Below are 25,696 nucleotides of genomic sequence, written 5' to 3'. Positions count from 1 at the left end.
CGCACGCGGCGTCAGGCGCCCTCGCGGGGGCGCGGCAGCGCACGCTCGTCCGGCGCACCACCCGGCGCCCCGTTCACCGGGCCGTCCGCCGACCCGTTCACCGGCCCGTTCGCGGCCTCGGCCTCGCCCGGCAGTCCGCCGAAGCTCTCGACCGCCGCGCGGACGTCGCCGAGGGCGGGTGCCAGGGCGCTGACGGAACCGACGGCACCGGCCACGAGCAGGAGGGAACGCCGCAGCCGGGAGACGTCCGTCGCACCGGCCCGGGCCATCGCGTCCAGGGCGGCCAGTTCGTCCTCGGCCGCGTCCCTGTCGGGTAGGAGGGCGGGGTGCCCCGCCAGGGCCCGGCGCAGGCGGGACACCGCCGCGCCCAGCTCGCCGGCCCTCGGATCCGGCTCCTCGCCGAAACGGTCCGCTCGCTCCTCTTCCACCACAACGGCGCCTTCCGCCACGACTGCCCCCCTCCCACACACGCGCTCGCGCGGATCAGTTAACGCCACTTTCCGTGCGACGCGCCACACGCACAGCGAAATTCAGGCCGCGTGTTCACGTGCGGGTGACGAACTGGCGTCCGGCGCACATCCGGTCACCCATGCGGTATGCAGGGCCTATGGCTGCGATGACGGACACGAGTGCGAAACGGGCGTCGGTGGCGGGGCTGTTGCTGGCGGCGGGGGGCGGGCGGCGGCTCGGGGGCCGGCCCAAGGCGCTGCTGGCGCAGCGGGGCGGCGAGCTGCTCGTGGAGCGTGCGGTGCGGGTGATGCGGGAGGGCGGGTGCGCACAGGTGCACGTGGTGCTCGGCGCCGGGGCGTCCGCGGTGCGGGCGCGGCTCGGCGACCGTCCGCCGGGGGCGGCCCTGGTGGACCACCCGGGCTGGGCGGAGGGCATGGGTTCCTCGCTGGTGGCCGGCCTGGCCTCGCTCGCGGCCGCCGCGGACGCGACGGCGGCGCTGGTGATGCTCGTGGACCAGCCGCGCGTCGGCCCGGAGGCGGTGGCGCGGGTGCTGGCCGCGCACCGGGCCGGGGCGGGGCTCGTGGCGGCGGCGTACGGCGGCGAGCGGGGGCACCCGGTGCTGCTGGGGCGGGAGCACTGGGACGGCGTCGCCCGTTCGGCGACGGGCGACCGGGGCGCCCGCGCGTACCTGCGCCAACACGGCGCTGCCGTACGGCTCGTGGAGTGCGCGGACGTCGCGGCGCCGGACGACGTCGACACCCCGGACGACCTCGCGCTCCTGGAGTGAGGAGGGCTCCGGTCCGGCGCCCGGCACCCTTGAACTTCCACCATGAGGAAAATATTCTCCATTCGTCCGCGCGGCACTGCGTGCCGCGCCTGCCGTGACCGGCTGACCCCGGCGGCTGCCTCCGGGCAGCGCGCCCGCTGAAGGAGTGACAGCCCATGTCCGCACCAGCGCCGTCCCCGCTGGCCGTCGTCGACGCCCCGTACGTGGAGCGGCAGGAGGAAGTGCTGACCGATGCGGCGCTCGCCTTCCTCGCCGCCCTGCACCGCCGGTTCACGCCCCGGCGCGACGAGCTGCTCGCCCGCCGCGCCGGGCGCCGCGCGGAGATCGCCCGCACCGGACGCCTGGACTTCCTCGCGGAGACCGCCTCCGTCCGCGCCGACGCCGGCTGGCGCGTGGCCGCGGCACCGGCCGCGCTGCAGGACCGGCGCGTGGAGATCACCGGGCCGGCCGACGACCGCAAGATGACGATCAACGCCCTCAACTCCGGTGCCCGTGTGTGGCTCGCCGACTTCGAGGACGCGTCCGCGCCCGCCTGGCGCAACGTCGTGGGCGGCCAGCTGAACCTCATCGACGCCTACGAGCGCCGCATCGACTTCACCTCGCCCGAGGGCAGGACGTACGCCCTCGGGCCCGCCGACGAGCTCGCGACGGTCGTCATGCGGCCGCGCGGCTGGCACCTCGACGAGCGGCACCTGACCGTCGACGGCCGTCCCGTCCCCGGGGCACTGGCCGACTTCGGCCTCTACTTCTTCCACAACGCGCGCCGGCTGCTCGACCTCGGCAGGGGACCGTACTTCTACCTCCCCAAGACCGAGTCGCACCTGGAGGCCCGGCTGTGGAACGACGTGTTCGTCTTCGCGCAGGAGTACGTGGGTCTGGACCGGGGCACGATCCGCGCCACCGTCCTCATCGAGACGATCACCGCCGCGTACGAGATGGAGGAGATCCTCTACGAGCTGCGCGAGCACGCCTCCGGGCTCAACGCGGGCCGCTGGGACTACCTCTTCTCCCTCGTGAAGAACTTCCGTGACGGCGGGGAGAAGTTCGTCCTTCCCGACCGCAACGCCGTGACGATGACGGCCCCGTTCATGCGCGCCTACACCGAACTGCTCGTCCGCACCTGCCACAAGCGCGGCGCGCACGCCATCGGCGGCATGGCGGCCTTCATCCCCTCGCGCCGGGATCCCGAGGTCAACGCGGTCGCCCTGGAGAAGGTCAGGGCCGACAAGAACCGCGAGGCGGCCGACGGCTTCGACGGCTCCTGGGTCGCCCACCCCGACCTCGTGCCCGTCGCCCGCGCCTGCTTCGACGCCGTCCTGGGCGACCGGCCGCACCAGAAGGACCGGCTCCGCGAGGACGTCGCGGTGACGGCCGATCAGCTCATCGCCGTGGGCTCGCTGCAGGCCAGGCCGACCGCGGCGGGCCTGCGCAATGCCGTTCAGGTCGGCATCCGCTACATCGAGGCATGGCTGCGGGGGGTGGGCGCGGTGGCCATCTTCCACCTCATGGAGGACGCGGCGACGGCGGAGATCTCCCGTTCCCAGATCTGGCAGTGGGTGAACGCGGGCGTCGTACTCGACACCGGCGAGAAGGTCACGGAGGCGCTGGTGCGCCGGATGGCGGCGGAGGAACGGGCGGCGGCCGGCGACGATGCGGCGGGCACGTGGCAGCAGGCCCACGACCTGCTGCTGGAGGTCGCGCTCAGCGAGGACTACGCCGACTTCCTGACGCTGCCGGCGTACGAGCTGCTGGACTGAGGGGCGCGGGGCGCGGCCCACGTCACGTCAGGGCCGCGCCCAGGGCCACGAAGCCGCAGATGAGCACGGCGAGGATCGCCAGCAGCGGCCAGACGAACCGCAGATAGCGGTCGTAGCCGACCTTCGCCAGGGACACGCCGCCCATCACGACGGCGGTGGTGGGCACCCACAGGTTCATCCAGCCGCTCGCCGCCTGCCAGGCCGTGACCACCACCGCCCGCGAGACGTGCGCGAAGTCGGCCAGCGGCGCCATGATCGGCATGGCGAGCGTGGCGTGGCCGGAGGTGGAGGGGATCAGGAAGGCCAGCGGCAGGTTCACCACGTACACCAGGATCGCGAAGACCACCGGCGGGGTGCCGGTGACCACGCCCTCGACGGCGTGCAGGACCGTGTCGATGACCTTCGCGTTGGTCATGATGACGGTGACGCCGCGCGCCAGCACGATCACCAGCGCCGGGGCGATGAAGTCCGCCGCGCCCTGCACCAGCGTGCTGCTCAGCCGCTGCTCCCCCAGCCGGGCCACCAGCCCGACGAGCACGGCCGCCACGATGAACAGCGCCGCCAGCTGGGCGAAGGACCAGCCCAGCTCCCAGGGATAGGGGGTGGCGTCGGCCTTGCCGGTGAGTGCGCTCGCCCAGGGGATCACCGAGAAGATCATGAACGCGAAGACCAGGGTGACGAGCACCAGCACGGTCTTGTGCAGCGCCGTCAGCTCCGGCGGCCGGGCGGCCTGGGCGGCCAGCTCGCGGTCGCCCTCCCGGAAGCCGACGAGCGAACGGTCCGGGTCGGCCCGCACCCGGTGCGCGTACCGCACGACGTAGCCGATCGTGACCGCGGTCAGCACCAGCCACATCGCGAAGCGCAGCGCGATGCCGTCGCCCAGCGAGACACCGGCGGCGGAGGAGGCGACGCCCGTGGCGAAGGGATTGACGGTGGAGGCGAGGACGCCGACGCCCGCGCCGAGGATGATCGCGCCCGTGGCCACCATGCGGTCGTACCCGAGAGCCAGCATCAGCGGCACGAGCAGCCCGTAGAAGCCCAGGGTCTCCTCGGCGAAGCCCTCGACGGTGCCGAGGAGCGAGAAGATCGTCATGACGCCGGCGATGAGCAGCGCCCCGCGGTCGCTCAGCCGGTGGGCGAGCCGTTCGATGCCGCGGTCCAGGGCGCCGGTGGCGAAGACGACGGTGATGAACGCCCCGATGGCCAGGACGAAGAGGAAGACGCCCGCACTGCCGTAGAGCGCGCCGACCGCGTCCGGGGCGACGAGCCCGGTGGTGACGTCGCGGATCCCGTAGAGGCCGTTGACCGGGGCCAGGAAGAGCTCGCCCAGCCGGTGGAGGAAGCCGCCGGGGGCGGCCTCGTGGTGGTAGGTGCCCTGGAGGGGGTCGCCGTCGGGGGTGCGGCGGTAGGTGCCGGAGGGGATGACGAAGGTGAGCGCCCAGACGATCAGCGTCACGGCCGCGAGGACGGTCAGCGCGCTGGGGAAGACGAAGCCGCGCTTGTCCTGCTCCCGGTCCCCGCGGTCGTGGTCCGCCTCCGGCGGCTGCTGTGCCATGACGCCACACCTTTCGGAACGAATGGGTGCTTTTCGTGCCGATTGTGGCGTAGGGAGGAGACGGGGTGGCCGAGGCGCGCAGCCCCGGCCTCCGCCCTGTTCAGGAGCCGGGTGGCGACGGCCGGGGGCGGCGCCTCCACCGGGCGTGGTGGAAGGCGAGGTTCAGGACGACCGCCGTCAGGCAGCCGGCGCTGACCCCCGAATCCAGGATGATCTTCAGGGTCTCGGGGATCGCCGGGTTGTCGTAGAAGGTGCGGGAGACCACCGGGACGAGGCCGACGCCCAGGGAGACCGCGGCGATCAGGAGGTTGTCGCCGTGGTCGAGGCCGGCGGTGCGCAGCACGTCGATGCCGCTGGCCGCGACCGTGCCGAAGAGCACGATGCCCGCACCGCCCAGCACCGGCTGCGGCACGACGGCGATCAGCGAGGCGAACACCGGGCTCAGCCCCAGCAGGACGAACATCAGCCCGCAGGCGGCGACCGTGTGGCGGCTGCGTACGCGGGTGAGGGCGACCAGGCCGATGTTCTGCGCGAAGGCGCTGTTGGTGAAGCCGTTGAAGAGCGGGCCGAGGGCACTGCCCAGGGTGTCCGCGCGCAGGCCGGCCGCGATGACCTTCTCGTCGGCCTCGCGCTCGACGATCGCGCCGAGCGCGAGCATGTCGGCGGTGCTCTCGGTCATGCAGACCAGCATCAGCACGCACATCGAGACGATCGCCGACACCTCGAAGCGCGGCTGGCCGAAGTGGAAGGGGGCGGGGAAGCCGACGACCGCGGCGTGCCGCAGGGCCGTGGTGTCGACGGCGCCGACCGTCGCGGCCACCAGCGTGCCGGCGATCAGCCCCAGCAGGATCGCGATCTGCCGCAGGAAGCCCGTGAGCGTCCTGCGCAGGACCAGCACGATGAGCAGGGTCGCTCCGGCCAGGCCGAGGTTGGTCAGGGAGGCCGGGCGTTCCGGGTGGCCTCCTTGGATCCAGCCGAAGGAGACGGGCAGGAGCGTGATGCCGATGAGGGTGATGACCGTGCCGCTGACGACGGGCGGGAAGAAGCGGACGAGTCTGCAGAACGAGGGGGCGAGCAGGAACCCCAGCACGCCGGCCGCGATGACGGCCCCGTAGATGACGGGCAGGGCGTCCCGGCGGTCGGCCTGGGCGTCGGCGATGGCGAGCATCGGCGCGACGCCGGCGAAGGAGACGCCGTTGACGAACGGCATCCTGGCCCCGACCTTCCAGAAGCCGATGGTCTGCAGCAGGGTCGCGATGCCGGAGGTGAAGAGACTCGCCCCCACGAGGAAGGTGATCTCCACGGGCGACAGCCCGAGATACGCCCCGAGCACGAGGGGCGGCGCGACGACCCCCGCGTAGCTGGCGGCGACGTGCTGGAACCCCCCGGCCATCAGTCGCCCGAACCCGGGCACCTGGTCCACGGGGTGCACCTCCTGCGGCCCCGCGGCGAGCGCGCGACCGGCACCGGGAGGGGCCGCGCCCGCGGAAGCGGTGGTGCCTGCCGGGGCCGCGCCGGCCGGCCCGGCAGGCCCGGGCGTGCGCTCCCCGGCGGACGCCCCGCCCTCCCCGGTCACCTCCGCCGTCCCGGACGGCGGGTCGCCCCGGCCAGGTGCCCCCGGGATCGCCCCGGCCGGGCCGGACGACGGCCTCGGTACCCGCTCCCCGACGCCCCCACCCCCCTCGGCGGTTGCGGCCTGCACCGGCCCGGACGGCACATCACCTGGGCGGGACGACCCCGGTACCCGCTCCCCGACGTCCCCACCCCCCTCGGCGGTTGCGGCCTGCACCGGCCCGGCAGGCACATCGCCCGGGCCGGACGACCCCGGTGACAGGCCGCCGGCTGAATCGGGCGGCCCCGCCACCCGCTCCCCGACGTCCCCACCCCCCTCGGCGGTTGCGGCCTGCACCGGCCCGGCAGGCCCGTCACCCGGGCCGGACGACCCCGGTGACAGGCCGCCGGCTGAATCGGGCGGCCCCGCAACCCGCGGCCCGGCGGGCGCACCGCCCCCGGTGGATGCGTCCCCCGCCGGCGCGGGAGGTCGTGGGGCCGGGGGCAGGGCGGGGGCCGGGGGGCCGTGTTGCTTGCGGCCGGGGGGCTTCGGCGCTGGCGGCACGGCGGTTCCTCCTGTCGGTGGGGAGGGACCGGGGCGTGGGCGGCCCGCGCCCCGGTCCTGTCCCGGCCGAGGGCCGTCCCCCTCGGCGGGTCGGTGGTCAGCCGGCGTCGGCGGCGATCCGTGCGAGGCGGCGGGCCTCGGCGCGGGCCTCGCGGGCGATGGTCTCCTCGTCGGCGGTGACGAGCCGGCCGTCCTCGACGACGGCCCTGCCGTCCACGAGGGAGAGGGTGACGGGCGCGGGCGGCCCGAGGACGAGGGCGGCGACGGGGTCGGCGATCGTGGAGTGGCCCAGCCCGTCCAGCCTCCACAGCACCAGGTCGGCGAGTTTGCCGGCTTCGAGCGAGCCGGTCTCCTCCGCCCGGCCCAGGACCCGCGCCCCGCCGTACGTGCCCAGCCGCAGGGCCTGCCGTGCGTCGAGGGCCGCCGCTCCGCCGGCGAGCCGGTGGACGAGCAGGGCGTTGCGCAGCTCGGTGTGGAGTTCGCCGGACTCGTTGGAGGCGGTGCCGTCGACGCCGAGGCCGACGGGGATGCCGGCGCGCAGCATCGCGGGAACGCGGGCGGTGCCCGCGCCGAGGCGGGCGTTGGAGGAGGGGCAGTGCGCCACCCCCGTACCCGTGCGGGCGAAGGCGTCGACGTCGGCGTCGGTCATGTGGACGCAGTGGGCCATCCACACGTCGTCGCCGAGCCAGCCGGTGGACGCGAAGTAGTCCGTCGGCCCCATCCCGAACAGCTCTTTGCAGAAGTCCTCCTCCTCCACCGTCTCCGAGCCGTGCGTGTGCAGCCGCACGCCCTTGCGGCGGGCGAGCGCGGCGGACTCCCGCAGGAGTTCGGTGGAGACGGAGAACGGCGAGCAGGGGGCGACGCCGATGCGCAGCATCGAGCCGAACGAGGGGTCGTGGTGGGTGTCGATCGCCTCCTCGGTGGCGGCGAGCGCGGCCTCGGTGGTCTCGACGGCGAAGTCCGGCGGCAGCCCGCCCGCCGACTGCCCGCGGTCCATGGAGCCACGGGTGGGGCTGAAGCGCACGCCCAGTTCGCGGGCGGCCCGGATCTCGGCGCCGAGCAGGTCGCCGGCGCCCCGCGGGAAGACGTAGTGGTGGTCCATGGCGGTGGTGACGCCGCCGCGGACCATCATGGCGAGGGAGCCGCGGGCGGCGGCGTACACCATCGGCTCGTCGATGCGGGCCCAGGTGGGGTAGAGGGCGACGAGCCAGTCGAAGAGGTTGCTGTTCTGGGCGAGCCCGCGGGTGAGCCATTGGTAGAAGTGGTGGTGGGTGTTGACGAGACCGGGGGTGACCAGGTGTCCGGTGCCGTCGATGCGGTGGGCGACGTCCGTGAGCTGCGCGGGCGCGGGTCCGGGACCGACGGACTCGATGAGGTTGCCGTGGACGACGACGTGACCGTCCGCGTACTCGGTGTCGTGCGCGTCGACGGTCGCGACGGCGCAGCCCTCGATGACGGTCCGGGTCGCTGAAGGGGGTGCTGCCATGGTTGCCAGGTCCTTAGGGTCGCCGGAGGTCCGTCAGGGGTTCGCCGGATCCACCGGTATGCCGGGCTCGGCGCCGTCGCGCAGGATGGTCGCCTCGATGAGGCCGTAGGGGCGGTCGGCCGCGTAGTAGACCTCGTTGTCGTTGTCGAGGCCGAAGGGGGTGAGGTCGGCGAGGAAGTGGTGCTTGTTGGGGAGGGACAGCCGGATCTCGTCGATGCCGGGGCACTGGTCGATGACGCGCGACCCCATGCGGTAGAGGGTCTGCTGCAGCGAGAGCGAGTAGGTGTCGGCGAAGGCGGTCAGCAGGTGCTCGCGCGCCCGCTCGTAGGCGCGGTCCCACGCGCCGGGCTGCGGTTGTCCGCTGCCGCCGGTCCAGGCGTGGCGCCAGCGGGCGTGGACCTGGGTGGCGAGGATGCGGTCGTGGGTCTCGGGGAGGGTGGTGTAGCGGTCCTTGACGTAGCCGTGGAACTCCGAGTCGGTGGAGTTGAGGACGACGAGGTCCTTGAGGCCGGAGAGGATCTGCCACCGCTCGCCGTCGAAGGTGACCTGCGCGGTGCGGGTCTCCCGGTTCTCCCGGACGAAGGAGTGCTGCTTGGGGCCGGGGGTGTCGATGCGCCCCCAGGCGTACTCCTCGATGCGGATGCGGGCGGTGTGGATGGCGTCCTGGCTGGTGACGAAGTGCCGGGCGAGGTGGATGCCGAACTGCTCGGCGGAGTCGATGCCGTGTTCCTTGGCGAAGGCGAAGACGGTGTTCTTGGTCGCGTCGGTGGTGAGGACCTTGGCGTTGCAACCGGAGAGGTGGACGTCGGTCATGTCGCCGGAGAGGGACACGGAGACGTTGAGGTCCTTGATGTGGTGCGTGGCGCCGTCGCGCTGGATCCTGACGACGCGGTTCTCGGCCTTGCCGTACTGGTTCTGGCCAAGGATCACGGAGCTAGCTCCCTCGGTAGACGGAGTAACCGAACGGGCTGAGGAGGAGGGGGACGTGGTAGTGCTCGCCCCGGGCGACGGCGAAGGTGACCGTCACTTCCGGGAAGAAGGCGGCCCCCTCGGCCGGCCGGCGGGACAGGTGGGGCCCCACGTCGAAGCGGAGCCGGGCCCAGGTGTCGCTCTGCGGCAGGGCGGGAAGGTCAGCGCACCGCCCTGCCGCGTCGGTCCTCGACGCCCCGAGCACGGCCCAGCCGTCGCCGTCACCATCGGGGACGGAACCGGAGACGGACAGCTCGACGACGATGCCGGCCGCGGGGCGTCCGGCGGCGGTGTCCAGGACGTGCGTGGACACGGTGGTGACGCGCGCGGCGGCGGGTGCGGCGGCGGCACCCACCCCGGTGCGTGCCGGGGCGCCGGCCTCGGTACGTGCGGGGGCGCCGGACCCGGTGCGTGCCGGGGCGCCGGCCTCGGTACGTGCGGGGGCGCCGGACGCGGTGCGTGCTGGGGCGCCGGACGCGGTGCGTGCTGGGGCGCCGGACGCGGTGCGTGCTGGGGCGCCCGCCTCGGTACGTGCGGGGGCGCCGGACCCGGTGCTCCCGTTCCCCTCCTGCGCGCTCACGGGCGGGACGCTCCTTCGGCGGGGGCCTGCACGGCGAGCCGGGCCAGCCGGATGCGGTTGATCCGTCCCAGCTCCCGGCGGACGATCTCGCGTTCGCGTTCTGGGCCGTTGCCGAGCCGGTCACGGACGGCGTCCCGCATCTGCCGGGCCGTCAGCCCGGTGGCGCAGATGAGGAAGACGTGACCGAACTTCTCCTGGTAGGCCAGGTTGAGTTCGAGCATCTCGGCCCTGAGCTCCGCCGGGGCATCGGCCATGCCGCGCTGTTCCCGTGCGGAGACCGGATCGCCGGGTGCCGGTCGGCCGATGGGCGGGTGCGCGGCCATCGCCTCGGCCAGGTCGGCGGCGCCGAGGCGGGCGACGGCGGAGTCGGCGGCGGTCAGCAGTTCCTCGGCGTCACGGTAGGGACGCCGGGCGAGGACGTCGTCGGCCCACGCGGTGCTGGCGCAGATCTCGTGGAGGGCGGACCGGGCAATGTGTTCCTCGGCCGCGTTGAACCGGGCGAGCCCCGGCGTCGAACTCGAAGACACGGCAACCTCCGTGACACTTCTCGCTGCACTCACTCGGACGAGCTGCGCATAGCTAACGCCCTACGGAAGACCGCGTCAACACTTTGTTGAAAATCTGCACGCGGCTCGTCCCCCGGGGCGGAGCACCCAAGGCACCGTCGTCCAGCGATCAACCATTACTGCACCCGTACGGCGGGTAAATGGGCCTCCTACCAGGTGGTATGGCACCTGTGTGACCTCAGAACCGCCTGGCCCGCCGACAGGCCCCCTCAAGTCCCCGTCGACCCCGGAGCCCGATCCCCGGCGCAAGAAGCGCAGGATCACGGTGCTGGCCGTCGCCGGCGGCGCCGCGGTCATCGTGATCGTCCTGGTGGTCGTCATGCTCCTCGGCAAGGGCGACAACCCGGGCAGAAGCCAGACGGAAGCACAGCAACTGGCGGAGGAAGTGTCCCCCCGCCCCGCGGACTGGGGACCGGGCTTCTCGGATACACAGTCAACCGCTTCGACCGACGAGTACTCCGTGGCGGACGACTGCAAGGTGTCAACGAAAGCCGCTCGCCCCGGGACCACACACTCCTTGAGTCGAGCCGTAAGCAGGAAGAACCCGGAGACGAACGCATACTCCACGGTGACTGTTTACAACACGGCGAAGACAGCAGAATCCTTCATGAAGGATCTGGAGAGCGGGATCCAGCGATGCCCCAAGCAAGAGGGGGACGGTTACGGCTGGGAAAACGTGCGCCAGGGGTCTGCCGCCCAGCTGTCCGGCTTCGATCAGGCCGTGGTGAGAGAAGCCGCCTACTACGAGGTGGACAGCAACAACCAAAAAATCCAGACCGCGAACGCACTGGCGGCCGGCAGAAGCGGCGACGTCGTACTCTCGACCGAGGTGGACGCCCCCCCAGGGCAGGAAAACCAAGTCCGTGACATTGCAGTGAAGACACTCCAGCTCATGCAGAAACGGCTGGCCGAAAAGGAAAAGGCACTACCCGCCAAGCACTGACACCATCCACCTACTCCCGGTTCAGGTAGTTGTAAACCGTGAAGCGGCTGACGCCCAAGGCGGCGGCCACCGTTTCCACGCCGTGGCGCAGGGCGAAGGCGCCGCGGGCCTCCAGGGTGCGGACCACCGACTGCTTGGCGCGGCGGTCCAGTTCGGACAGCGGCATGCCGTGCCGGCGTTCCAGGTCGGCGAGGATGCGCTCCAGGGAGTCGGCGAGGTGCGGCAGGCGTACGGCGGCGACCGGGCGGCCCTCCCAGGAGAGGACGACGTCGTCCCCCTCGGCCCGGTCCGGCGCGAGCAGTCGTCCGCCCATCGCGTCCACGAGCGGCATGATCGCGGCCCGGAAGGCGTCGGCGTCCTCGCTCACGCGCCGGCCCCCGCTACCCCGTCAACGACGTTGACCTGCAGCGACACTCGCGTCGCGCCCGCCTCCAGCGAGGCGCGCACCAGCGCGTCCAGGGTCGGCAGCACGGCGTCCGCCCGGCCCTCGACGGTGTTGCCGAACGGGCCGACGTCCACGGCGTCCAGCTCGGCGGCCTGGACGACCTCGCGGGCCGCCACGGCGTGCGGCGGCGGCTCGTCGAGGTCGAACGGTTCGGTCGTGAACTCCACTCTCAATCGCACGCGGTCAACGTACTGCGGCAGCGCGGGGCCTTGACAGGGGGGAGCGGAGCAGAGGACCGTTTCCTCTTGCCGGAATCTCTATTCCATAATGCGGAAGAGAGTGGAGTTCTCCCGTGACGGCCCTCTCCGATCACCGATTCGATGTGAACCTCTCCCTCCTCTTCACGGAGCTGCCCCTGCTCCAGCGGCCCGCCGCGGCCGCCGCGGCCGGGTTCGCGGCCGTGGAGCTGTGGTGGCCGTGGCCGGACGACCCCGTGCCACCCGATTCCGAACTCGCCGCGCTGGCACGTGCGTTGGAGCGGGCCGGGACGCAGCTCGTGGGGCTCAACTTCTACGCCGGCCGCCTCCCGGGCCCCGACCGGGGCGCGCTGTCCGTGCCGGGCGCCGAGTCGGAGCGCTTCCGCGCCAACGTCGACGTCGCCGCCGGCTTCGCCCGGTCCGTGGGCTGCCGGGCGCTCAACGCGCTGTACGGCAACCGCGTCACCGGCGTGCCCCCCGGCGTACAGGACGCCCTCGCCCTGGAGAACCTCGTCCTGGCGGCGGGGGCCGCGGACCGGGCGGGAGCGGTGTTGCTCGTCGAACCGCTCAACGCGCGGGAATCACCGCACTATCCGCTCGTGACGGCCGCCGATGCCGCGGCGGTCGTCGACAAGGTCAACGCCGCGACGGGACGGGGCAACGCACGCCTGCTCCTGGACCTGTACCACCTGGCGGTGGGAGGGGAGGACCTGACGTCCGTCATCGACCGCTACGGCGCGGGCGCCGGGCACGTGCAGATCGCGGACGCGCCCGGGCGCGGGGCGCCGGGCACCGGCGACCTCGACGTCGGCGCCCTGCTCGGCCGCCTCCGCGCGGCCGGCTACGACGGCTGGACCGGCCTCGAATACCGCCCCGCCGGCGCGAGCGCGGACAGCTTCGGCTGGCTGACCGGCACCGGCCACTGACTCCCCGGAAGCCGCCCCCTCGGACGCCCCTTCGGAAGCCGCCCCCTCGGAAGCCGCCCCCCGGACGCCCCTTCGGGAACCGCCCCCTCGGAAGCCCCCCCCCGGACGCCCCTTCGGGAACCGCCCCCTCGGAAGCCGCCCCCCGGACGCCCCTTCGGGAACCGCCCCCTCGGAAGGAGACACCGTGCCCCTCCCCCACGTCGCCTGGATAGGACTCGGCATCATGGGCTCGCCCATGGCGGAGAACCTGCTCAAGGCCGGCTACCCCGTCACGGGGTACACCCTCGAACCCCACAAGCTCGACCGCCTCGCCGCAGCGGGCGGCACCCCCGCCGCCTCCGTCCGTGAGGCGGTCGCCGACGCCGCCGTCGTCGTCACCATGCTCCCCGCCGACCCCCAGGTCACGGCCGTCACCAGTGGCGACGACGGCATCCTGGCCTGCGCCCGCCCCGGCACCCTGCTCATCGACATGTCGACGGTCGGTCCGCGGACCGCGACCGGCCTCGCCGCCCGGGCCGCCTCCCACGGCGTGCGCGTCCTCGACGCCCCCGTCTCCGGTGGCGAGGCCGGGGCCGTCGAGGGCGCGCTGTCCGTCATGGCCGGCGGCGACCGGGCCGACTTCGACGAAGCCGTCCCCCTGCTGCGCACGCTCGGCACGACCGTCGTGCACTGCGGCCCGCACGGCGCCGGCCAGACCGTCAAGGCGGCCAACCAGCTGATCGTGGCGGCGAACATCCAGGCGTGCGCGGAAGCCGTCGTCTTCCTGGAGAAGTCCGGCGTCGACCTCGCCGCCGCCCTGGACGTGCTGGGCGGCGGCCTCGCCGCCTCGGCCGTGCTCACCCGCAAGCGGCACAACCTCCTCGCCCGCGACTTCACCCCCGGCTTCCGGATCGACCTGCACCACAAGGACATGGGCATCCTCACCGCCGCCGCGCGCGAGGTCGGAGCCGCTCTGCCGCTGGGCTCCCTGGTCGCTACCCTGGTGGCCGCCGTCCGCGCCCAGGGCGACGGCGGGCTCGACCACGCGGCGCTCCTGCGGGGCGTGGAACGGCTCTCGGGCATCGCCTCGTGACCGGCACCGTGCCCGCCATGGAGGCGGCCGTCCACATCATGAAGGACGAGGGCGTCGACGTCGCCTTCGGCTGCCCCGGCGCCGCGATCCTGCCCCTCTACCAGGCCATGGAGACCGTCGGCGGCATCGAGCACCTCACCGTCCGCCACGAGGAGGGCGCGGCCCACATGGCGGACGGCTGGGCCCGCACCAACGGCCGGGTGGGCGTCGCCCTCGCCACCTCCGGCCCCGGCGGCACCAACCTCGTCACCGGCCTGTACACCGCGTTCGCCGACTCGGTCCCCATGGTCTGCATCACCGGCCAGGCGGTCTCCGCGAAGCTGCACCAGGAGGCGTTCCAGGCGGTCGACATCGTCGGGATCGTGCGCCCGGTCACCAAGTGGGCCGTGCAGGTCAAGGAGGCGGCGCAGATCCCCTGGGTCTTCCGCGAGGCGTTCCGGACTGCGCGCGAGGGGCGGCCCGGGCCGGTGCTGATCGACATCCCGGTGGACGTCGCGCGCCGCGGGATCAGGTACGACGCCACGATCGACGCCCGGCTTCCCGTCCGTACCGTCGCGCCCCACCCGCCGCGGGTGGAGGCCGCGCTGGACCTCCTCCTCGCGGCGGAACGGCCGCTCGTCCTGGCCGGCGGCGGGGTGATCCTCTCCGGGGCGGCGGCCGAGCTGCGGGCGCTGGTGGAGTACCTGCGCGTGCCCTTCCAGGTCACGCTCATGGGCAAGGGCGCCGTCGAGGACGACCATGAGCTGCACCTGGGCACAACCGGCATCCAGACCTCCCAGCGGTACGCCAACGCCTCCTTCCTGGAGAGCGACTTCGTGCTGGCCGTGGGCGCCCGCTTCGGCGACCGGCACACGGGCGCCGACACCGCCGTCTACCGGGGCGGCCGCACGTTCGTGCACGTGGACGTCGAACCCACCCAGCTCGGCAGGGTCATCGAGCCGGACCTGGGCATCGTCTCCGACGCCCGGCTCTTCCTCGCCGCGCTGCTGGAGGCGGCCCGCGGGCGCGCGGCCGGGCCCCTGCCGGGAGTCGGCGCCTGGCGGCGACGCTGCGCGGAACTGAAGCGGACCCTGACCCGCCGCGAGGACTTCACCGCCGTGCCCGTGAAGGCGCCGCGGGTCTACAAGGAGATCAACGAGGTCTTCGGCCCCGACACCTACTTCGTCACCGCCATCGGCCTGTACCAGATCTGGGGCGGCCAGCATCAGAAGGCGCATCTGCCCCGCCGCTACCAGGTGTGCGGGCAGGCCGGCCCGCTGGGCTGGGAGGTCCCGGCGGCGATCGGGGTGAAGAAGGCGCTGCAGGGCATGGGCCGGGGCACGACGGAGGTGGTGGGCGTCGTCGGTGACTACGGCTTCCAGTACATGGTCGAGGAACTGGCCGTGGCGGCGCAGTACGACGTCCCGTTCGTGCTGATCATGCTGAACAACGAGTACCTGGGGCTCATCCGGCAGGCCCAGATCCCGTACGGCATGAACTGCCAGGTCGACGTCCACTACGACGAGACGGGCACGGACCACATCACCCTCATGCGCGCGTACGGCTGTTCGGGGCGTCGCGTCGTCGACCCCGCGGACATCCGGCCGGCGATCGAGTGGGCCCGCAAGGAGGCCGTCGTGACCTCCCGCCCCGTGCTGGTCGAGATCATGATCGAGCGGGAGGCGAACACGCCCCACGGCCCGGACATCGACTCCGTACGGGAGTTCGAACCCCTGCCGTAACTTCCGCCCCACAGACCCCGGATGGCGGCGCCCATACCGATACTGTCGCGCCCCGGGCGCCGCCGTCCGGTCCCCTCTCACTCCGCCTTGGCGTTTCGCTCCCCGGCCGCCCCCGCATCGTGGACGATGGGGTACCCCACACCCCTACGGACCCCTCGCTGGAGCCGAACATGGCCAAGAGCGTGCCGGTGCACTGCCCCACGTGCCACCGGGAACACTCCTTCACCCCGCCGACCTTCCCGTGCGCGTGCGGTGCCCCGCTCACCGTGCCCGTACTGCCGGACGCGGCACCCGAGTTACTGGCGCACCGCACCTGGCGCGACGCCTGGGTGGCGGTGCGCTGTCCGTCGTGCGACCGCCAGGGCCAGTGGCCGCGCCCCGAATTCGGGTGCTCCTGCGGAACGGTCGTCCGGCTGCCCGTACCGCCGGCGTGCGGGGCGGAGCCGGCGCCCGAACGGCCGGACGACGAGAAGCCGAAGCGGCGGACGGTCTCACGGCCGCCCTTCCGGCCGGTGACCATCCGCACCGAACGGGACGCGGTCATGGCCGCCGAGCGCTATCTGCGGTGGCTGGGCTTCACCGACGTGCGCCGTCCCGGGAACTGCCCCGCCCCCGCCGCGGCCGGGGTGGACCTGCGGGCCACCGGCCTGGTCGCCCGCGTCGATCCGACGACCCTGCCGACCGCCCTGCGCGACATCGAATGCCTGTGGCTGCACGGCCTGCTCGACTCCGTGTCCTGCGCCTGCTTCTCCCTGGCGGGCTACGCGCACGACGCCCGCTGCAGGGCGGACGACCTGCGCCTTCCGCTGTTCGTGATGGACCTGGCCGGCACTCCGCAGGCGCTCAACGACTGGGCCGACAAGCTGGTGCGGCGCGGCCGGGGCTGACCCCGCGCGCACCGCGAAGCTCAATTCTTGCTCTGAACTGCCCGCAGACGATGGCCAGTTGGCCCGGGCCGGACGGAGACTTGACGCAGGGCCCGCGACACACGGGGGAACGCGGGTCCGTCCACGGGGGAAACACGGGGGATCGCACGGGGGTGGCGGGGCGGGCCGCAGGCGGCGGCCCGCCCCGCACACGTCCGGCCGGCGGTCAGGACCGCACGCCCGCCCGGGGCGCGTCGCGCAGCATCGCCGCCGCCTCCTGCCGCAGCTCCACCTTGCGCACCTTGCCGCTGACCGTCATGGGGAACGCCTCCATCACCCGCAGGTGGCGCGGCACCTTGTAGTGCGCGAGCCGGCCCCGGCAGTGGTCGGCGAGCTCCTCCTGGGTGAGGGTGTCGTCGGGGTCGCGGAGGATGACACAGGCCATGATCTCCTCGCCGTACTTCTCGTCGGGCACGCCGACGACCTGCACGTCGGAGATCTTGGGGTGGGCGTGGAGGAACTCCTCGATCTCGCGCGGATAGACGTTCTCCCCGCCCCGGATGATCATGTCCTTGATACGGCCGACGATCCGGACGTAGCCCTCCTCGTCCATCTCCGCGAGGTCGCCGGTGTGCATCCAGCCCCCCGCGTCGACGGCCTCCGCGGTGCGCTCGGGCTCGTTCCAGTAGCCGAGCATCACCGAGTAGCCGCGCGTGCACAGCTCACCGGGCTCCCCGCGGCCGGCCGTCGCGCCCCCGGCCGGGTCGACGATCTTCACCTCGATGTGCGGCAGCACCCTGCCGACCGTGCCGGTGCGGCGGTCGAGCCCGTCGTCGCGCCGGGTCTGGGTGGACACCGGGGAGGTCTCCGTCATCCCGTAACAGATGGCCACCTCGGCCATGTGCATCTCCGAGACCACCCGCTTCATCACCTCCGCCGGGCACGGCGATCCCGCCATGATGCCGGTGCGCAGCGAGGAGAGGTCGTAGGTGGCGAAGTCGGGCAGCCCCAGCTCGGCGATGAACATGGTGGGGACGCCGTAGAGCGACGTGCAGCGCTCGCGCTCGACGGCGTGCAGGGTGGCGGTGGCGTCGAAGGAGGGGGCGGGAATGACGATGCACGCGCCGTGCGAGGTGGCGGCGAGGTTGCCCATGACCATGCCGAAGCAGTGGTAGAAGGGCACGGGCAGGGCGATGCGGTCGCGCTCGGTGTAGCCGAGGGCCTCCCCCACGAAGTAGCCGTTGTTGAGGATGTTGCGGTGGGAGAGGGTGGCGCCCTTGGCGAAGCCCGTGGTGCCGGAGGTGTACTGGATGTTCACCGGGTCGTCGCAGTGCAGCCGGGCCTCGCGCTCGGCCAGGAGCCGCGGATCGGCGTCCTCGCCCAGGGCGAGCAGGCCGTCCCAGCTCGCGTCGCCGATGTGGACGACGTCGCGCAGGTCCGGGCAGTCGGCGCGGGCCTCCTCGACCATGGCGCGGTAGTCGCTGGTCCGGTGGGCGAGCGAGGCGACGAGCACGCTGATCCCCGCCTGCCGCAGGACGTAGGTCAGCTCGTGCACCCGGTAGGCGGGGTTGACGTTGACCATGACGGCGCCGATGCGGGCGGTGGCGTACTGCACCATGACCCACTCGGGGCAGTTGACCGCCCAGATACCGACCCGGTCGCCCTTGGCCACGCCCATGGCGAGCAGCCCCTGTGCGACCTGCTCGACCACCCGCCCGAACTCCGCGTACGTCCACCGCCGGCCGCCCTGGACGTCCACGAGCGCCTCGTGGTCCGCGTACTGCCGGACGGTCCGGGCCAGGTTGCCGCCGATGGTGTCGTCGAGCAGCGGGGTGTCGGTGGGGCCTGCCGCGTAGGCGGGGGACGGCGTGTTCACGGTGGTCACCGGTGGTCTTCCTCTCGGTACTCGGTCCCGCCGCCCTGTGCGGTGCGCTCGCGCAGCTCGATGCGGCGGATCTTGCCGGACACGGTCTTGGGCAGCTCGGCGAACTCCAGCCGGCGGACGCGCTTGTACGGGGCGAGCACGGCCCGCGAGTGGGCGAAGAGGGCCTTGGCGGTGTCCGGGCCGGGCTCCCAGCCCGCGGCGAGGACGACGTACGCCTTGGGCACGGACAGCCGAACGGGGTCGGGGGCGGGCACGACGGCGGCCTCGGCGACGGCCTCGTGTTCGAGGAGGGCGCTCTCCAGCTCGAAGGGAGAGACCTTGTAGTCACTGGATTTGAAGACGTCGTCGCTGCGGCCCACGTAGGTGATGTACCCGTCGGCGTCCCGGGAACCGAGGTCGCCCGTGCGGTAGTGGCCACCCGCCATGACCTCGGCGGTGCGTTCCGGGTCGCCCGCATAGCCGGTCATCAGGCCGACGGGCCGCTCGGTGAGGTCGAGGGCGATCTCGCCCTCGTCGGCGGGCTCGCCGGTGTGCGGGTCGAGGAGGACGACGCGGAAGCCGGGGCTCGGGCACCCCATGGAGCCCGTCTTCAGCGGCAGGCCGGGCGGGTTGGCGACCTGCACGGACGTCTCCGTCTGCCCGAAGCCGTCGCGGATGGTGACGCCCCAGGAGCGCCGGACGGCCTCGATGACCTCGGGGTTGAGGGGCTCCCCGGCGGCCACCGCCTCGCGCGGCGGGGTGCGCAGCGCCCCGAGGTCGGCCTGGATGAGCATGCGCCACACGGTCGGCGGGGCGCAGAAGCTCGTGACGCCGCAGCGGTCCATCTCGGCCATGAGGCGGGCGGGATCGAAGCGGCTGTAGTTGTGGACGAAGACGGTGGCCTCGGCGTTCCAGGGTGCGAAGAGGTTGGACCAGGCGTGCTTGGCCCAGCCGGGCGAGGAGATGTTGAGGTGGACGTCGCCGGGGCGCAGCCCGATCCAGTACATGGTCGACAAGTGACCGATGGGGTACGAGGTGTGGGTGTGCTCGACGAGCTTGGGGCGGGCGGTGGTGCCGGAGGTGAAGTAGAGGAGCAGCGGGTCGTCGGCGTGGGTGACTCCGTCGGGGGTGAACTCCTCGTCGGCCGCCGCGGACTCCTCGTAGGCGAGCCAGCCGGGCCCGCCGCTGCCGCCGACCGCGATGCGGGTGTAGTCGCCGGGCACGTCGGCGAACTTGCCGGTGTCCTCGGCCCGTACGAGCACGTGCCGGGCCCGGCCGCGGCCGACGCGGTCGGCGAGGTCCGCGGGGCCGAGCAGGGGCGTGGCGGGGATGACGACGGCGCGCAGCTTCATGGCGGCCAGTGCGGTCTCCCACAGCTCGGTCTGGTTGCCGAGCATGACGACGATGCGGTCGCCGGCCCGTACGCCGTGCCGGCGCATCCAGTTGGCGACGCGGTCGGAGCGGCGGCGCAGCGCGTCGAAGGTGAGGCGGGCCTCGGTGCCGTCCTCCTCCACGATCCACAGAGCGGTGCGGTCGTTGTCCCGGGCGATGGCGTCGAACCAGTCCAGCGCCCAGTTGAACGTCGTGGGCCGGGGCCAGACGAAGCCCTCGTACGCCGCCGCGTAGTCCTCGCGGTGCCGGAGCAGGAAGTCCCGGGCCTGCCGGAACACATCGGCCGGGCCGTCGGTCCCGGCCGGATTCGTTGCGGTCACAAGTCCTCCCCGTTTCCCCTCGTTCTCGTGTCCTCCAACTATCCCAGGAGAGCGGGTCACGGCCAGGGGTGACGGGGCCGGGCCGCAGACGTCAACGAGCCGTCAAGGGACCGCCGGTGGGGGTCAACGTGCTGTCAAGGAGACGGTTGTCCGGACCGGGGCCGGGCATAGCGTGGGCGACGCACTTCCCGACACCTCCCAAGGACCGTCATGCATGTGAGCCGAACCCCCGCCGAAGCGGCGGCCGTGGCCGCGGTCACCCACTCCGACCGCGCCGACGGCGCCCACGCCCTCCCGGCCGACGACGGCGAGCCTTCCCATCCGGGCCCCGCGGAGCCGCTCCACGTGCCCGTGCGGCCGTGCTCCTGCGGCTTCGCGCTGCGCGTCTACCGCACTCCGCTCGGCGCCCGTACGGCCGTCGCCTTCACCTCCCGGCGGCGGCTGTCCGACTGTCTGGGCCAAGGCGTCCCCTCGGTCCGCCTCGCCCTGCCGGCCGTCCGCGCCCTGGCCGAGCCGCTCGGGGTGACGCTGGTCCGCGTCGACCCGCAGCTGAGCGCGGCGCCCGTGCGGCCCTTCCCCGAGGACACGACGCCGCTGCTGCCGACGCTGCCGGGCTGACCGCCCGTTCCTTTCGTCCGACTCCGGCCGGGTTCCTTGTGCCCGGGTTCGCTCGGGCACCGTCCGGCTTCCGTGTGCCCGGGCCCGCACGGGCACCGCCCGACTTCCGTGTGCCCAGGTCCGCACGGGCACCATCCGGCTTCCGCGTGCCCAGTCCGCACGGGCACCATCCGGCTTCCGCGTGCCCGGCCCGCACGGGCACCGCCCGACTTCCGTGTGCCCGGGTCCGCTCGGACACCGTCCAGCTTCCGCGTGCCCGGCCCGCACGGGCACCGTCCAGCTTCCGCGTGCCCGGCCCGCACGGGCACCGTCCAGCTTCCGCGTGCCCGGGCCCGCACGGGCACCGTCCAGCTTCCGCGTGCCCGGGCCCGCTCGGGCACCGTCCAGCTTCCGTGTGCCCAGGTCCGCTCGGGCACCGTCCGGCCCGTCACCCGCCCGCGGGCCCGTTCCCCCGATGGAGATACCCGTGACCCTTCCCCTCGCCCCGGCCGGCCTCCCGCCCCTGCCCGAGGAGCCCTCGCCGGCGCCCGTGTGGCCCGCCTCGGCACGCCTCCTGCGCTCGGGCGACCTGGCCGTCGGGGGTGTCTCCCTCATGGAGCTGGCCGACCGCTTCGGCACCCCCTGCTACGTCCTCGACGAGAGCGAGGTCCGGGCCAGGGCCCGGGCCTGGCGGGCCGCACTTCCGGACGCCGACGTCGCGTACGCCGGCAAGGCGTTCCTCTCCCGCGCGATGATCCGCTGGATCGGGGAGGAGGGCCTGTCGCTGGACGTCTGCTCGGCCGGCGAGCTCGAACTCGCCGCGCACGCGGGCTTCCCCGCCGAGCGCATCGTCCTGCACGGCAACGCCAAGAGCCCCGACGACCTGCGCACGGCGCTGCGGCTGGGCGTGGGGCGCATCGTCATCGACAGCACCGGCGAGATAGCCCGGCTGGCGGCGCTGGTGCCGCCGGGGGCGCGGCAGCGGGTGCTCGTGCGCGTGGTGCCGGGCGTGGAGGCGGGTGCGCACGCGGCGGTGCGCACCGGCGTCGAGGGGCAGAAGTTCGGGCTGCCGGTGGCGGGCGGCGAGGCGGAGGGCGCGGTGGCCCGCATCCTGGGCCAGCCCCGCCTCGAACTCGTGGGCCTGCACTGCCACCTCGGTTCCCAGATCGCCTCCGTGGACCCGTACGTCACCGCCGTGCGCCGCATGGTGGCGCTGCTCGCCCGGCTGCGTGACGTGCACGGGGTGACCTTCCAGGAGCTCGGCATGGGCGGCGGCTTCGCCATCGCCTACCGTGACGGCGGGGCGGCCCTGGACCCGAAGGCGTACGCCGCCCGGGTCACGAGCGAGCTGTCCTTGCGGTGCGCCCACGCCGACCTGCCGGTGCCCCGGCTCGCGGTCGAGCCCGGGCGCTGGATCGCGGGTCCGGCCGGCGTCGCGCTGTACCGCGTGCTCGCGGTGAAGTCGACGGGGGGCCGGGTCTTCGTGGCCGTCGACGGTGGCATGAGCGACAACCCGCGCCCCGCGCTGTACGGCGTGCGCTACACGGTGCGGCTCGTGGGGCGCGCCCCGGCGGCGCCGGCGCGGCCGGTGACCGTGGTGGGCCGTCACTGCGAGGCGGGGGACGTTCTGGCGGAGGACGTGGCGCTGCCGGGCGACGTCCGCCCCGGCGACGTCCTCGCGGTCCCCGCCTCGGGGGCGTACCAGGTGTCCATGGCGTCGGCGTACAACCTCGTCGGCCGGCCGCCGGTGGCGGCCGTTGCGGACGGCCGGGCCCGGCTGCTGATCCGCCGGGAGACGCCGGCGGACCTGCGCAGCCGGGACGTGGGGGAGTGACAGGGGCGGATCCCTCCCGGCCGGCGGCCTCTCCCCCGCCGGCGGCCCTTGCCCTGTCGGCGGAACTTCCCCCCGCCTGCGGACCTTCACCCGTCGGCGGAGCTTCCCCCGCCGGCCGCCCTTCCCCCATCGGCGGGCCTTCCCCCGCCGGCCGCCCTTCCCCCGCCGGCGGGCCTTCCCCCATCGGCGGGCCTTCCCCCGTCGGCGGGCCTCCCCCCCGTCGGCGACCCCGGCCCGGTCAGGCGCGCCGTCGCTCCGGCGCGAACGGCACGCCGCTGGCGAGGCCCCGGGCGCCGATCACCAGAGCCTCGCCGAGGAAGCCCACCCCGATGGACAGCTGGGTCGGCCGCGCCTGCTCGTGCATGCCCATCCGGGTCGCCAGCAGGCCGAACCCGGCCATGACGGCCGCCGACGCCACGAGGACGAGGAAGGTGCGGCCGGTGTAGCGCTGCCACAGCACGCCCTGCTTCTCGAAGACCCGGACGGTCGTGCCCCGCAGGGCCCCCAGGGCGATACCGAGCGCCACTCCCCCGACCGCCCAGGCGATGTCGGCCCCGGTGAGGTGCTCCGCCTTGTACAGGGCCCAGACGCCGAGGCCGCTGAGGACGACGGGAGGGCCGAACAGGTCGCGGGCGTTGAGCGGTTCGCCGATCAGCCGCTTGATGACGACGACGATGACCACCGCCGTGATGAGACCGGCCAGCAGCCAGACGTTCATACCGCCCCCTTTTATTAGCTCAACCGTGCCAAATTAATGTAGCCCGGTCGTGCTATAAACGGCAACATGCCGAAGATCGTCGACCGTGAGGCCCGCCGCCGGGCGGTGGCCGACGCGGTGTTCCGCATCGTGGCCCGCGACGGCCTGGAGCACGCGTCCCTGCGCAACATCGCCGACGAGGCGGGACTCGTCGTGGGCTCGGTGCGGCACTACTTCACCGGGCACGGCGACATGCTGATCTTCGCGATGGACGAGCTGGCCGGCCGCATCGACGCACGCGTCCGCGGGCACGCCGCCCGGCTCCTGGGCGCCGCCGCGGACGCCGGGGAACGGCGGGCGGCCACCGAGGAACTGCTGGGCGAGTTCCTGCCGCTGGACGACGTGCGCCACGAGGAGGCCGTGCTGTGGCTGGCCTTCACCACCGCCGCCCGGACCCGGCCCGAGCTGCGCCCGCGGGCGGACGAACTGCAGCAGGGCATGCACGAGCTGCTCACCCGCATCCTGACCGAGGCCCGCCGGGCCGGCGCCCTGGCCGAGGGACTGGACGTCGGCACGGAGGCGCTGCGGCTGTCGGCCCTGCTCGACGGCCTGGCACTGCAGGCCGCCCTGTGGCCCGACGCCGTGACCCCGGACGCGATGCGCCGGGTGCTGCGGCAGCACCTGACCTCCCTCACGGCACGCGGCTAGGGAAACGGGGAAGCGCCGCCAGGGGCAACGGGGAGCGCACCGGCACCGCCGTGGGGCCGCCCCGAGGGGTCTGCGCCGGTACCGATGGGGCTGTATATCCTGTTCTGCGACCCAAGTGACGAGCGAGAGGGAAGCAACGATGCCCGAGCGCCCGCCGCGCCATCGGTCCACACCCAAGAAGCACTCCTGGCTGCGCCCACCGAACGGCCGCAACGCCGCTCCGGCCGCTCCCCCTGCCGACGCCACCGCACCCGACGGCCCGTCGGAGGCCGAGGGCAGCATCGTCCACGCCGCCGTCTACTGCGACGGCCACCGCGTCGCCACCCCCGAGACCCTGGCCGAAACGTACCGGCAGCTGCGCGAGCAGCCGGAGAGCATGGCCTGGATCGGCCTCTACCGGCCCACCGAGGAGGAACTGGTCTCCCTCGCCGGGGAGTTCGACCTCCATCAGCTGGCCGTCGAGGACGCCCTGGAGGCCCACCAGCGCCCCAAGCTGGAGCGCTACGGCGACACCCTCTTCGTCGTCCTGCGCGCCGCCCGCTACCTGGACGCGCCCGAGGAGGTCGACTTCGGCGAACTGCACGTCTTCGTCGGCCCCGACTTCGTCATCACCGTCCGGCACGGCGCGGCCCCGGACCTCTCCGCGGTCCGCCGCCGCATGGAGGCCACCCCCGAGCTCCTCGCCCTGGGCCCGGAGGCCGTGCTCTACGCCATCCTCGACGCGGTCGTCGACGGGTACGCCCCGGTCGTGTCGGGCGTCCAGAACGACATCGACGAGATCGAGACCGAGGTCTTCGGCGGCGACCCCGCCGTCTCCCGCCGCATCTACGAACTCGCCCGCGAAATGGTGGAGTTCCAGCGCGCCACCCGCCCCCTGGTGGGCATGCTGCACGGCCTGATGGCGGGCTTCGCGAAATACGGCACCGACGACGAACTCCAGCGCTACCTCCGCGACGTCGCCGACCACGTCACCCACACCAGCGAGCGCGTGGACGGCTTCCGCTCGGCCCTCACCGACATCCTCCAGGTCAACGCCACCCTCGTCACCCAGCAGCAGAACGCAGAGATGCGCGCCCTGGCGGAGGCCGGCTTCGAGCAGAACGAGGAGATCAAGAAGATCTCGTCGTGGGCGGCCATTTTGTTCGCACCCACGTTGGTGGGAACCATCTACGGCATGAACTTCGACCGCATGCCGGAGCTGCACTGGGCGTTCGGCTACCCCTTCGCAATTCTGCTGATGGCAGCGGTGTGTACGAGCCTGTACTTCATCTTCAAGCGGCGGGACTGGCTGTAGCGACAGGGCATTCGGAACGCCTTGCGGATCCACAGCACGGCACACAGCCGGAAAACCGCGGCGCAGACCAGAGGACCGCGAGGGTCGGTAGACACTCGCGGAGGCATGGCCGACATGCACCCTTACCTCCCGCACGGCCATGACGGGACATCAGATCCTGTCAGTGGCCACCGCTACAACCGAACTGGAGGTCCGCGCAGCGCGGACCGACAGGGAGGGGATGCAGCATGCCGAAGGTTCCGGACGGATACGTGCGCGTACGAAGCCACATCCGCCGCAAGCCGGGGCCGAAGTCCGCCAAGGGGCTGAGCATCTGGGCCGTTGCTGGCTTGTGTGCGGTGGTGTGGCTCTGGGGTCAGATCTTCGGGTTCGGCGACAGCGACGCCGAACAGCAGCCTGCCACTTGGATCTCCCCGCCCACGGCCACCTGACGGGGAGCCACTTGGCCGTGTCAGGGTTCGTGATCGGTGACGATGACTAGGGCGTGTCCGATGGCTCTTTGATGAGATCGCGGAGCCAGATCACGATGGCTGCGGTGGTCAGCGTGCCGTGGA

24 protein-coding genes are annotated in these 25,696 nt (G+C 73.2%); 12 read left to right on the top strand and 12 right to left on the bottom strand.

The features are described from left to right. Positions 1-11: 11 nt before the first annotated feature. On the bottom strand, positions 12-428 hold the full coding sequence (locus IE182_RS16530) for a DUF5955 family protein (RefSeq protein ID WP_229844863.1): 417 nt from the start codon (positions 426-428) through the stop codon (positions 12-14). 188 nt (positions 429-616) lie between these two features. On the opposite strand from IE182_RS16530, the gene IE182_RS16525 reads away from it, so the two are divergent. Then, the gene (locus IE182_RS16525) at positions 617-1,237 is read left to right on the top strand and encodes a nucleotidyltransferase family protein (protein WP_190110759.1); all 621 of its coding nucleotides are present in this window, start codon (positions 617-619) and stop codon (positions 1,235-1,237) included. A gap of 155 nt (positions 1,238-1,392) precedes the next feature. After that, on the top strand, positions 1,393-2,994 hold the full coding sequence (gene aceB, locus IE182_RS16520) for a malate synthase A (protein ID WP_190110586.1): 1,602 nt from the start codon (positions 1,393-1,395) through the stop codon (positions 2,992-2,994). Between the two features lie 22 nt (positions 2,995-3,016). On the opposite strand, the gene IE182_RS16515 is transcribed toward aceB, so the two are convergent. The 6 genes from IE182_RS16515 to uraD all read right to left on the bottom strand — a co-directional run bounded on the left by IE182_RS16515 (position 3,017) and on the right by uraD (position 10,227). Beyond that, positions 3,017-4,549 (bottom strand): YfcC family protein, encoded by a 1,533-nt coding sequence (locus IE182_RS16515; RefSeq protein ID WP_190110585.1) that lies wholly within the window; start codon positions 4,547-4,549, stop codon positions 3,017-3,019. Positions 4,550-4,649: 100 nt separating this feature from the next. Then, on the bottom strand, positions 4,650-5,942 hold the full coding sequence (locus tag IE182_RS16510; protein ID WP_190110758.1) for a nucleobase:cation symporter-2 family protein: 1,293 nt from the start codon (positions 5,940-5,942) through the stop codon (positions 4,650-4,652). Positions 5,943-6,762: 820 nt separating this feature from the next. Further along, entirely contained in the window at positions 6,763-8,151 is a 1,389-nt protein-coding gene (locus tag IE182_RS16505; protein ID WP_190110584.1) for an 8-oxoguanine deaminase, read from the bottom strand. 33 nt (positions 8,152-8,184) lie between these two features. Next, positions 8,185-9,081, bottom strand: a complete 897-nt coding sequence (gene pucL, locus IE182_RS16500; RefSeq protein WP_190110583.1) for a factor-independent urate hydroxylase — start codon at positions 9,079-9,081, stop codon at positions 8,185-8,187. Between the two features lie 4 nt (positions 9,082-9,085). Continuing rightward, a complete protein-coding gene (gene uraH / locus IE182_RS16495; RefSeq protein WP_190110757.1) occupies positions 9,086-9,475 on the bottom strand; it encodes a hydroxyisourate hydrolase in 390 nt (129 codons plus the stop codon). 221 nt (positions 9,476-9,696) lie between these two features. After that, the gene (gene uraD, locus IE182_RS16490; RefSeq protein WP_190110582.1) at positions 9,697-10,227 is read right to left on the bottom strand and encodes a 2-oxo-4-hydroxy-4-carboxy-5-ureidoimidazoline decarboxylase; all 531 of its coding nucleotides are present in this window, start codon (positions 10,225-10,227) and stop codon (positions 9,697-9,699) included. A gap of 304 nt (positions 10,228-10,531) precedes the next feature. Between uraD and IE182_RS16485 the strand changes: the two genes are divergently transcribed. Further along, positions 10,532-11,209 carry a hypothetical protein gene (locus tag IE182_RS16485; protein WP_190110581.1) on the top strand — a complete coding sequence of 226 codons (678 nt, stop codon included), beginning with the start codon at positions 10,532-10,534 and terminating at the stop codon, positions 11,207-11,209. A 10-nt stretch (positions 11,210-11,219) separates the two neighbouring features. On the opposite strand, the gene IE182_RS16480 is transcribed toward IE182_RS16485, so the two are convergent. Next, positions 11,220-11,576 carry a helix-turn-helix domain-containing protein gene (locus IE182_RS16480; RefSeq protein WP_190110580.1) on the bottom strand — a complete coding sequence of 119 codons (357 nt, stop codon included), beginning with the start codon at positions 11,574-11,576 and terminating at the stop codon, positions 11,220-11,222. Further along, positions 11,573-11,833, bottom strand: coding sequence for a thiamine-binding protein (locus IE182_RS16475; protein WP_190110579.1), 261 nt, complete (start codon positions 11,831-11,833; stop codon positions 11,573-11,575). Before IE182_RS16475 ends, IE182_RS16480 begins: the two co-directional genes overlap by 4 nt. Before the next feature lie 113 nt (positions 11,834-11,946). Here IE182_RS16475 and IE182_RS16470 point away from each other — a divergent pair, with 113 nt between their 5' ends. The 4 genes from IE182_RS16470 to IE182_RS16455 all read left to right on the top strand — a co-directional run bounded on the left by IE182_RS16470 (position 11,947) and on the right by IE182_RS16455 (position 16,457). Continuing rightward, complete coding sequence (locus IE182_RS16470; protein ID WP_190110578.1) at positions 11,947-12,777, top strand: TIM barrel protein; 831 nt, start codon at positions 11,947-11,949, stop codon at positions 12,775-12,777. Between the two features lie 184 nt (positions 12,778-12,961). Continuing rightward, positions 12,962-13,849: a 2-hydroxy-3-oxopropionate reductase gene (locus tag IE182_RS16465; protein ID WP_268249620.1), complete on the top strand. Its 888-nt coding sequence runs from the start codon at positions 12,962-12,964 to the stop codon at positions 13,847-13,849. A 17-nt stretch (positions 13,850-13,866) separates the two neighbouring features. Beyond that, positions 13,867-15,570 carry a glyoxylate carboligase gene (gcl, locus tag IE182_RS16460; protein ID WP_190110755.1) on the top strand — a complete coding sequence of 568 codons (1,704 nt, stop codon included), beginning with the start codon at positions 13,867-13,869 and terminating at the stop codon, positions 15,568-15,570. 170 nt (positions 15,571-15,740) lie between these two features. Further along, a complete protein-coding gene (locus IE182_RS16455) occupies positions 15,741-16,457 on the top strand; it encodes a hypothetical protein (protein WP_190110577.1) in 717 nt (238 codons plus the stop codon). 205 nt (positions 16,458-16,662) lie between these two features. Here IE182_RS16455 and IE182_RS16450 read toward each other — a convergent pair whose 3' ends face one another. Beyond that, complete coding sequence (locus IE182_RS16450; protein ID WP_190110576.1) at positions 16,663-18,321, bottom strand: AMP-binding protein; 1,659 nt, start codon at positions 18,319-18,321, stop codon at positions 16,663-16,665. Further along, the gene (locus IE182_RS16445) at positions 18,318-20,012 is read right to left on the bottom strand and encodes an AMP-binding protein (RefSeq protein WP_190110575.1); all 1,695 of its coding nucleotides are present in this window, start codon (positions 20,010-20,012) and stop codon (positions 18,318-18,320) included. The genes IE182_RS16450 and IE182_RS16445 overlap by 4 nt, the downstream gene beginning before the upstream one ends. A gap of 216 nt (positions 20,013-20,228) precedes the next feature. On the opposite strand from IE182_RS16445, the gene IE182_RS16440 reads away from it, so the two are divergent. Together IE182_RS16440 and lysA are read left to right on the top strand one after the other, a co-directional pair. Continuing rightward, the gene (locus IE182_RS16440) at positions 20,229-20,630 is read left to right on the top strand and encodes an SAV_915 family protein (protein ID WP_229844862.1); all 402 of its coding nucleotides are present in this window, start codon (positions 20,229-20,231) and stop codon (positions 20,628-20,630) included. Positions 20,631-21,084: 454 nt separating this feature from the next. Further along, positions 21,085-22,443 (top strand): diaminopimelate decarboxylase, encoded by a 1,359-nt coding sequence (gene lysA / locus IE182_RS16435; RefSeq protein ID WP_190110574.1) that lies wholly within the window; start codon positions 21,085-21,087, stop codon positions 22,441-22,443. A 238-nt stretch (positions 22,444-22,681) separates the two neighbouring features. Here lysA and IE182_RS16430 read toward each other — a convergent pair whose 3' ends face one another. After that, positions 22,682-23,161, bottom strand: a complete 480-nt coding sequence (locus IE182_RS16430; RefSeq protein WP_190110573.1) for a DUF1453 domain-containing protein — start codon at positions 23,159-23,161, stop codon at positions 22,682-22,684. 66 nt (positions 23,162-23,227) lie between these two features. On the opposite strand from IE182_RS16430, the gene IE182_RS16425 reads away from it, so the two are divergent. The 3 genes from IE182_RS16425 (at position 23,228) to IE182_RS16415 (ending at position 25,573) form a co-directional block, all read left to right on the top strand. Then, on the top strand, positions 23,228-23,848 hold the full coding sequence (locus IE182_RS16425; RefSeq protein ID WP_190110572.1) for a TetR/AcrR family transcriptional regulator: 621 nt from the start codon (positions 23,228-23,230) through the stop codon (positions 23,846-23,848). Between the two features lie 139 nt (positions 23,849-23,987). Further along, the gene (locus IE182_RS16420; protein WP_190110571.1) at positions 23,988-25,142 is read left to right on the top strand and encodes a magnesium and cobalt transport protein CorA; all 1,155 of its coding nucleotides are present in this window, start codon (positions 23,988-23,990) and stop codon (positions 25,140-25,142) included. 227 nt (positions 25,143-25,369) lie between these two features. Further along, entirely contained in the window at positions 25,370-25,573 is a 204-nt protein-coding gene (locus tag IE182_RS16415; RefSeq protein WP_190110570.1) for a hypothetical protein, read from the top strand. Positions 25,574-25,696: the final 123 nt, after the last annotated feature.

Origin of the sequence: Streptomyces cinnamoneus, from assembly GCF_014650495.1 — a bacterium.
Lineage (GTDB): Bacteria > Actinomycetota > Actinomycetes > Streptomycetales > Streptomycetaceae > Streptomyces > Streptomyces cinnamoneus.
Note: the sequence above shows the minus strand (reverse complement) of the source record. Positions and strands in the feature narration are given on the sequence as shown.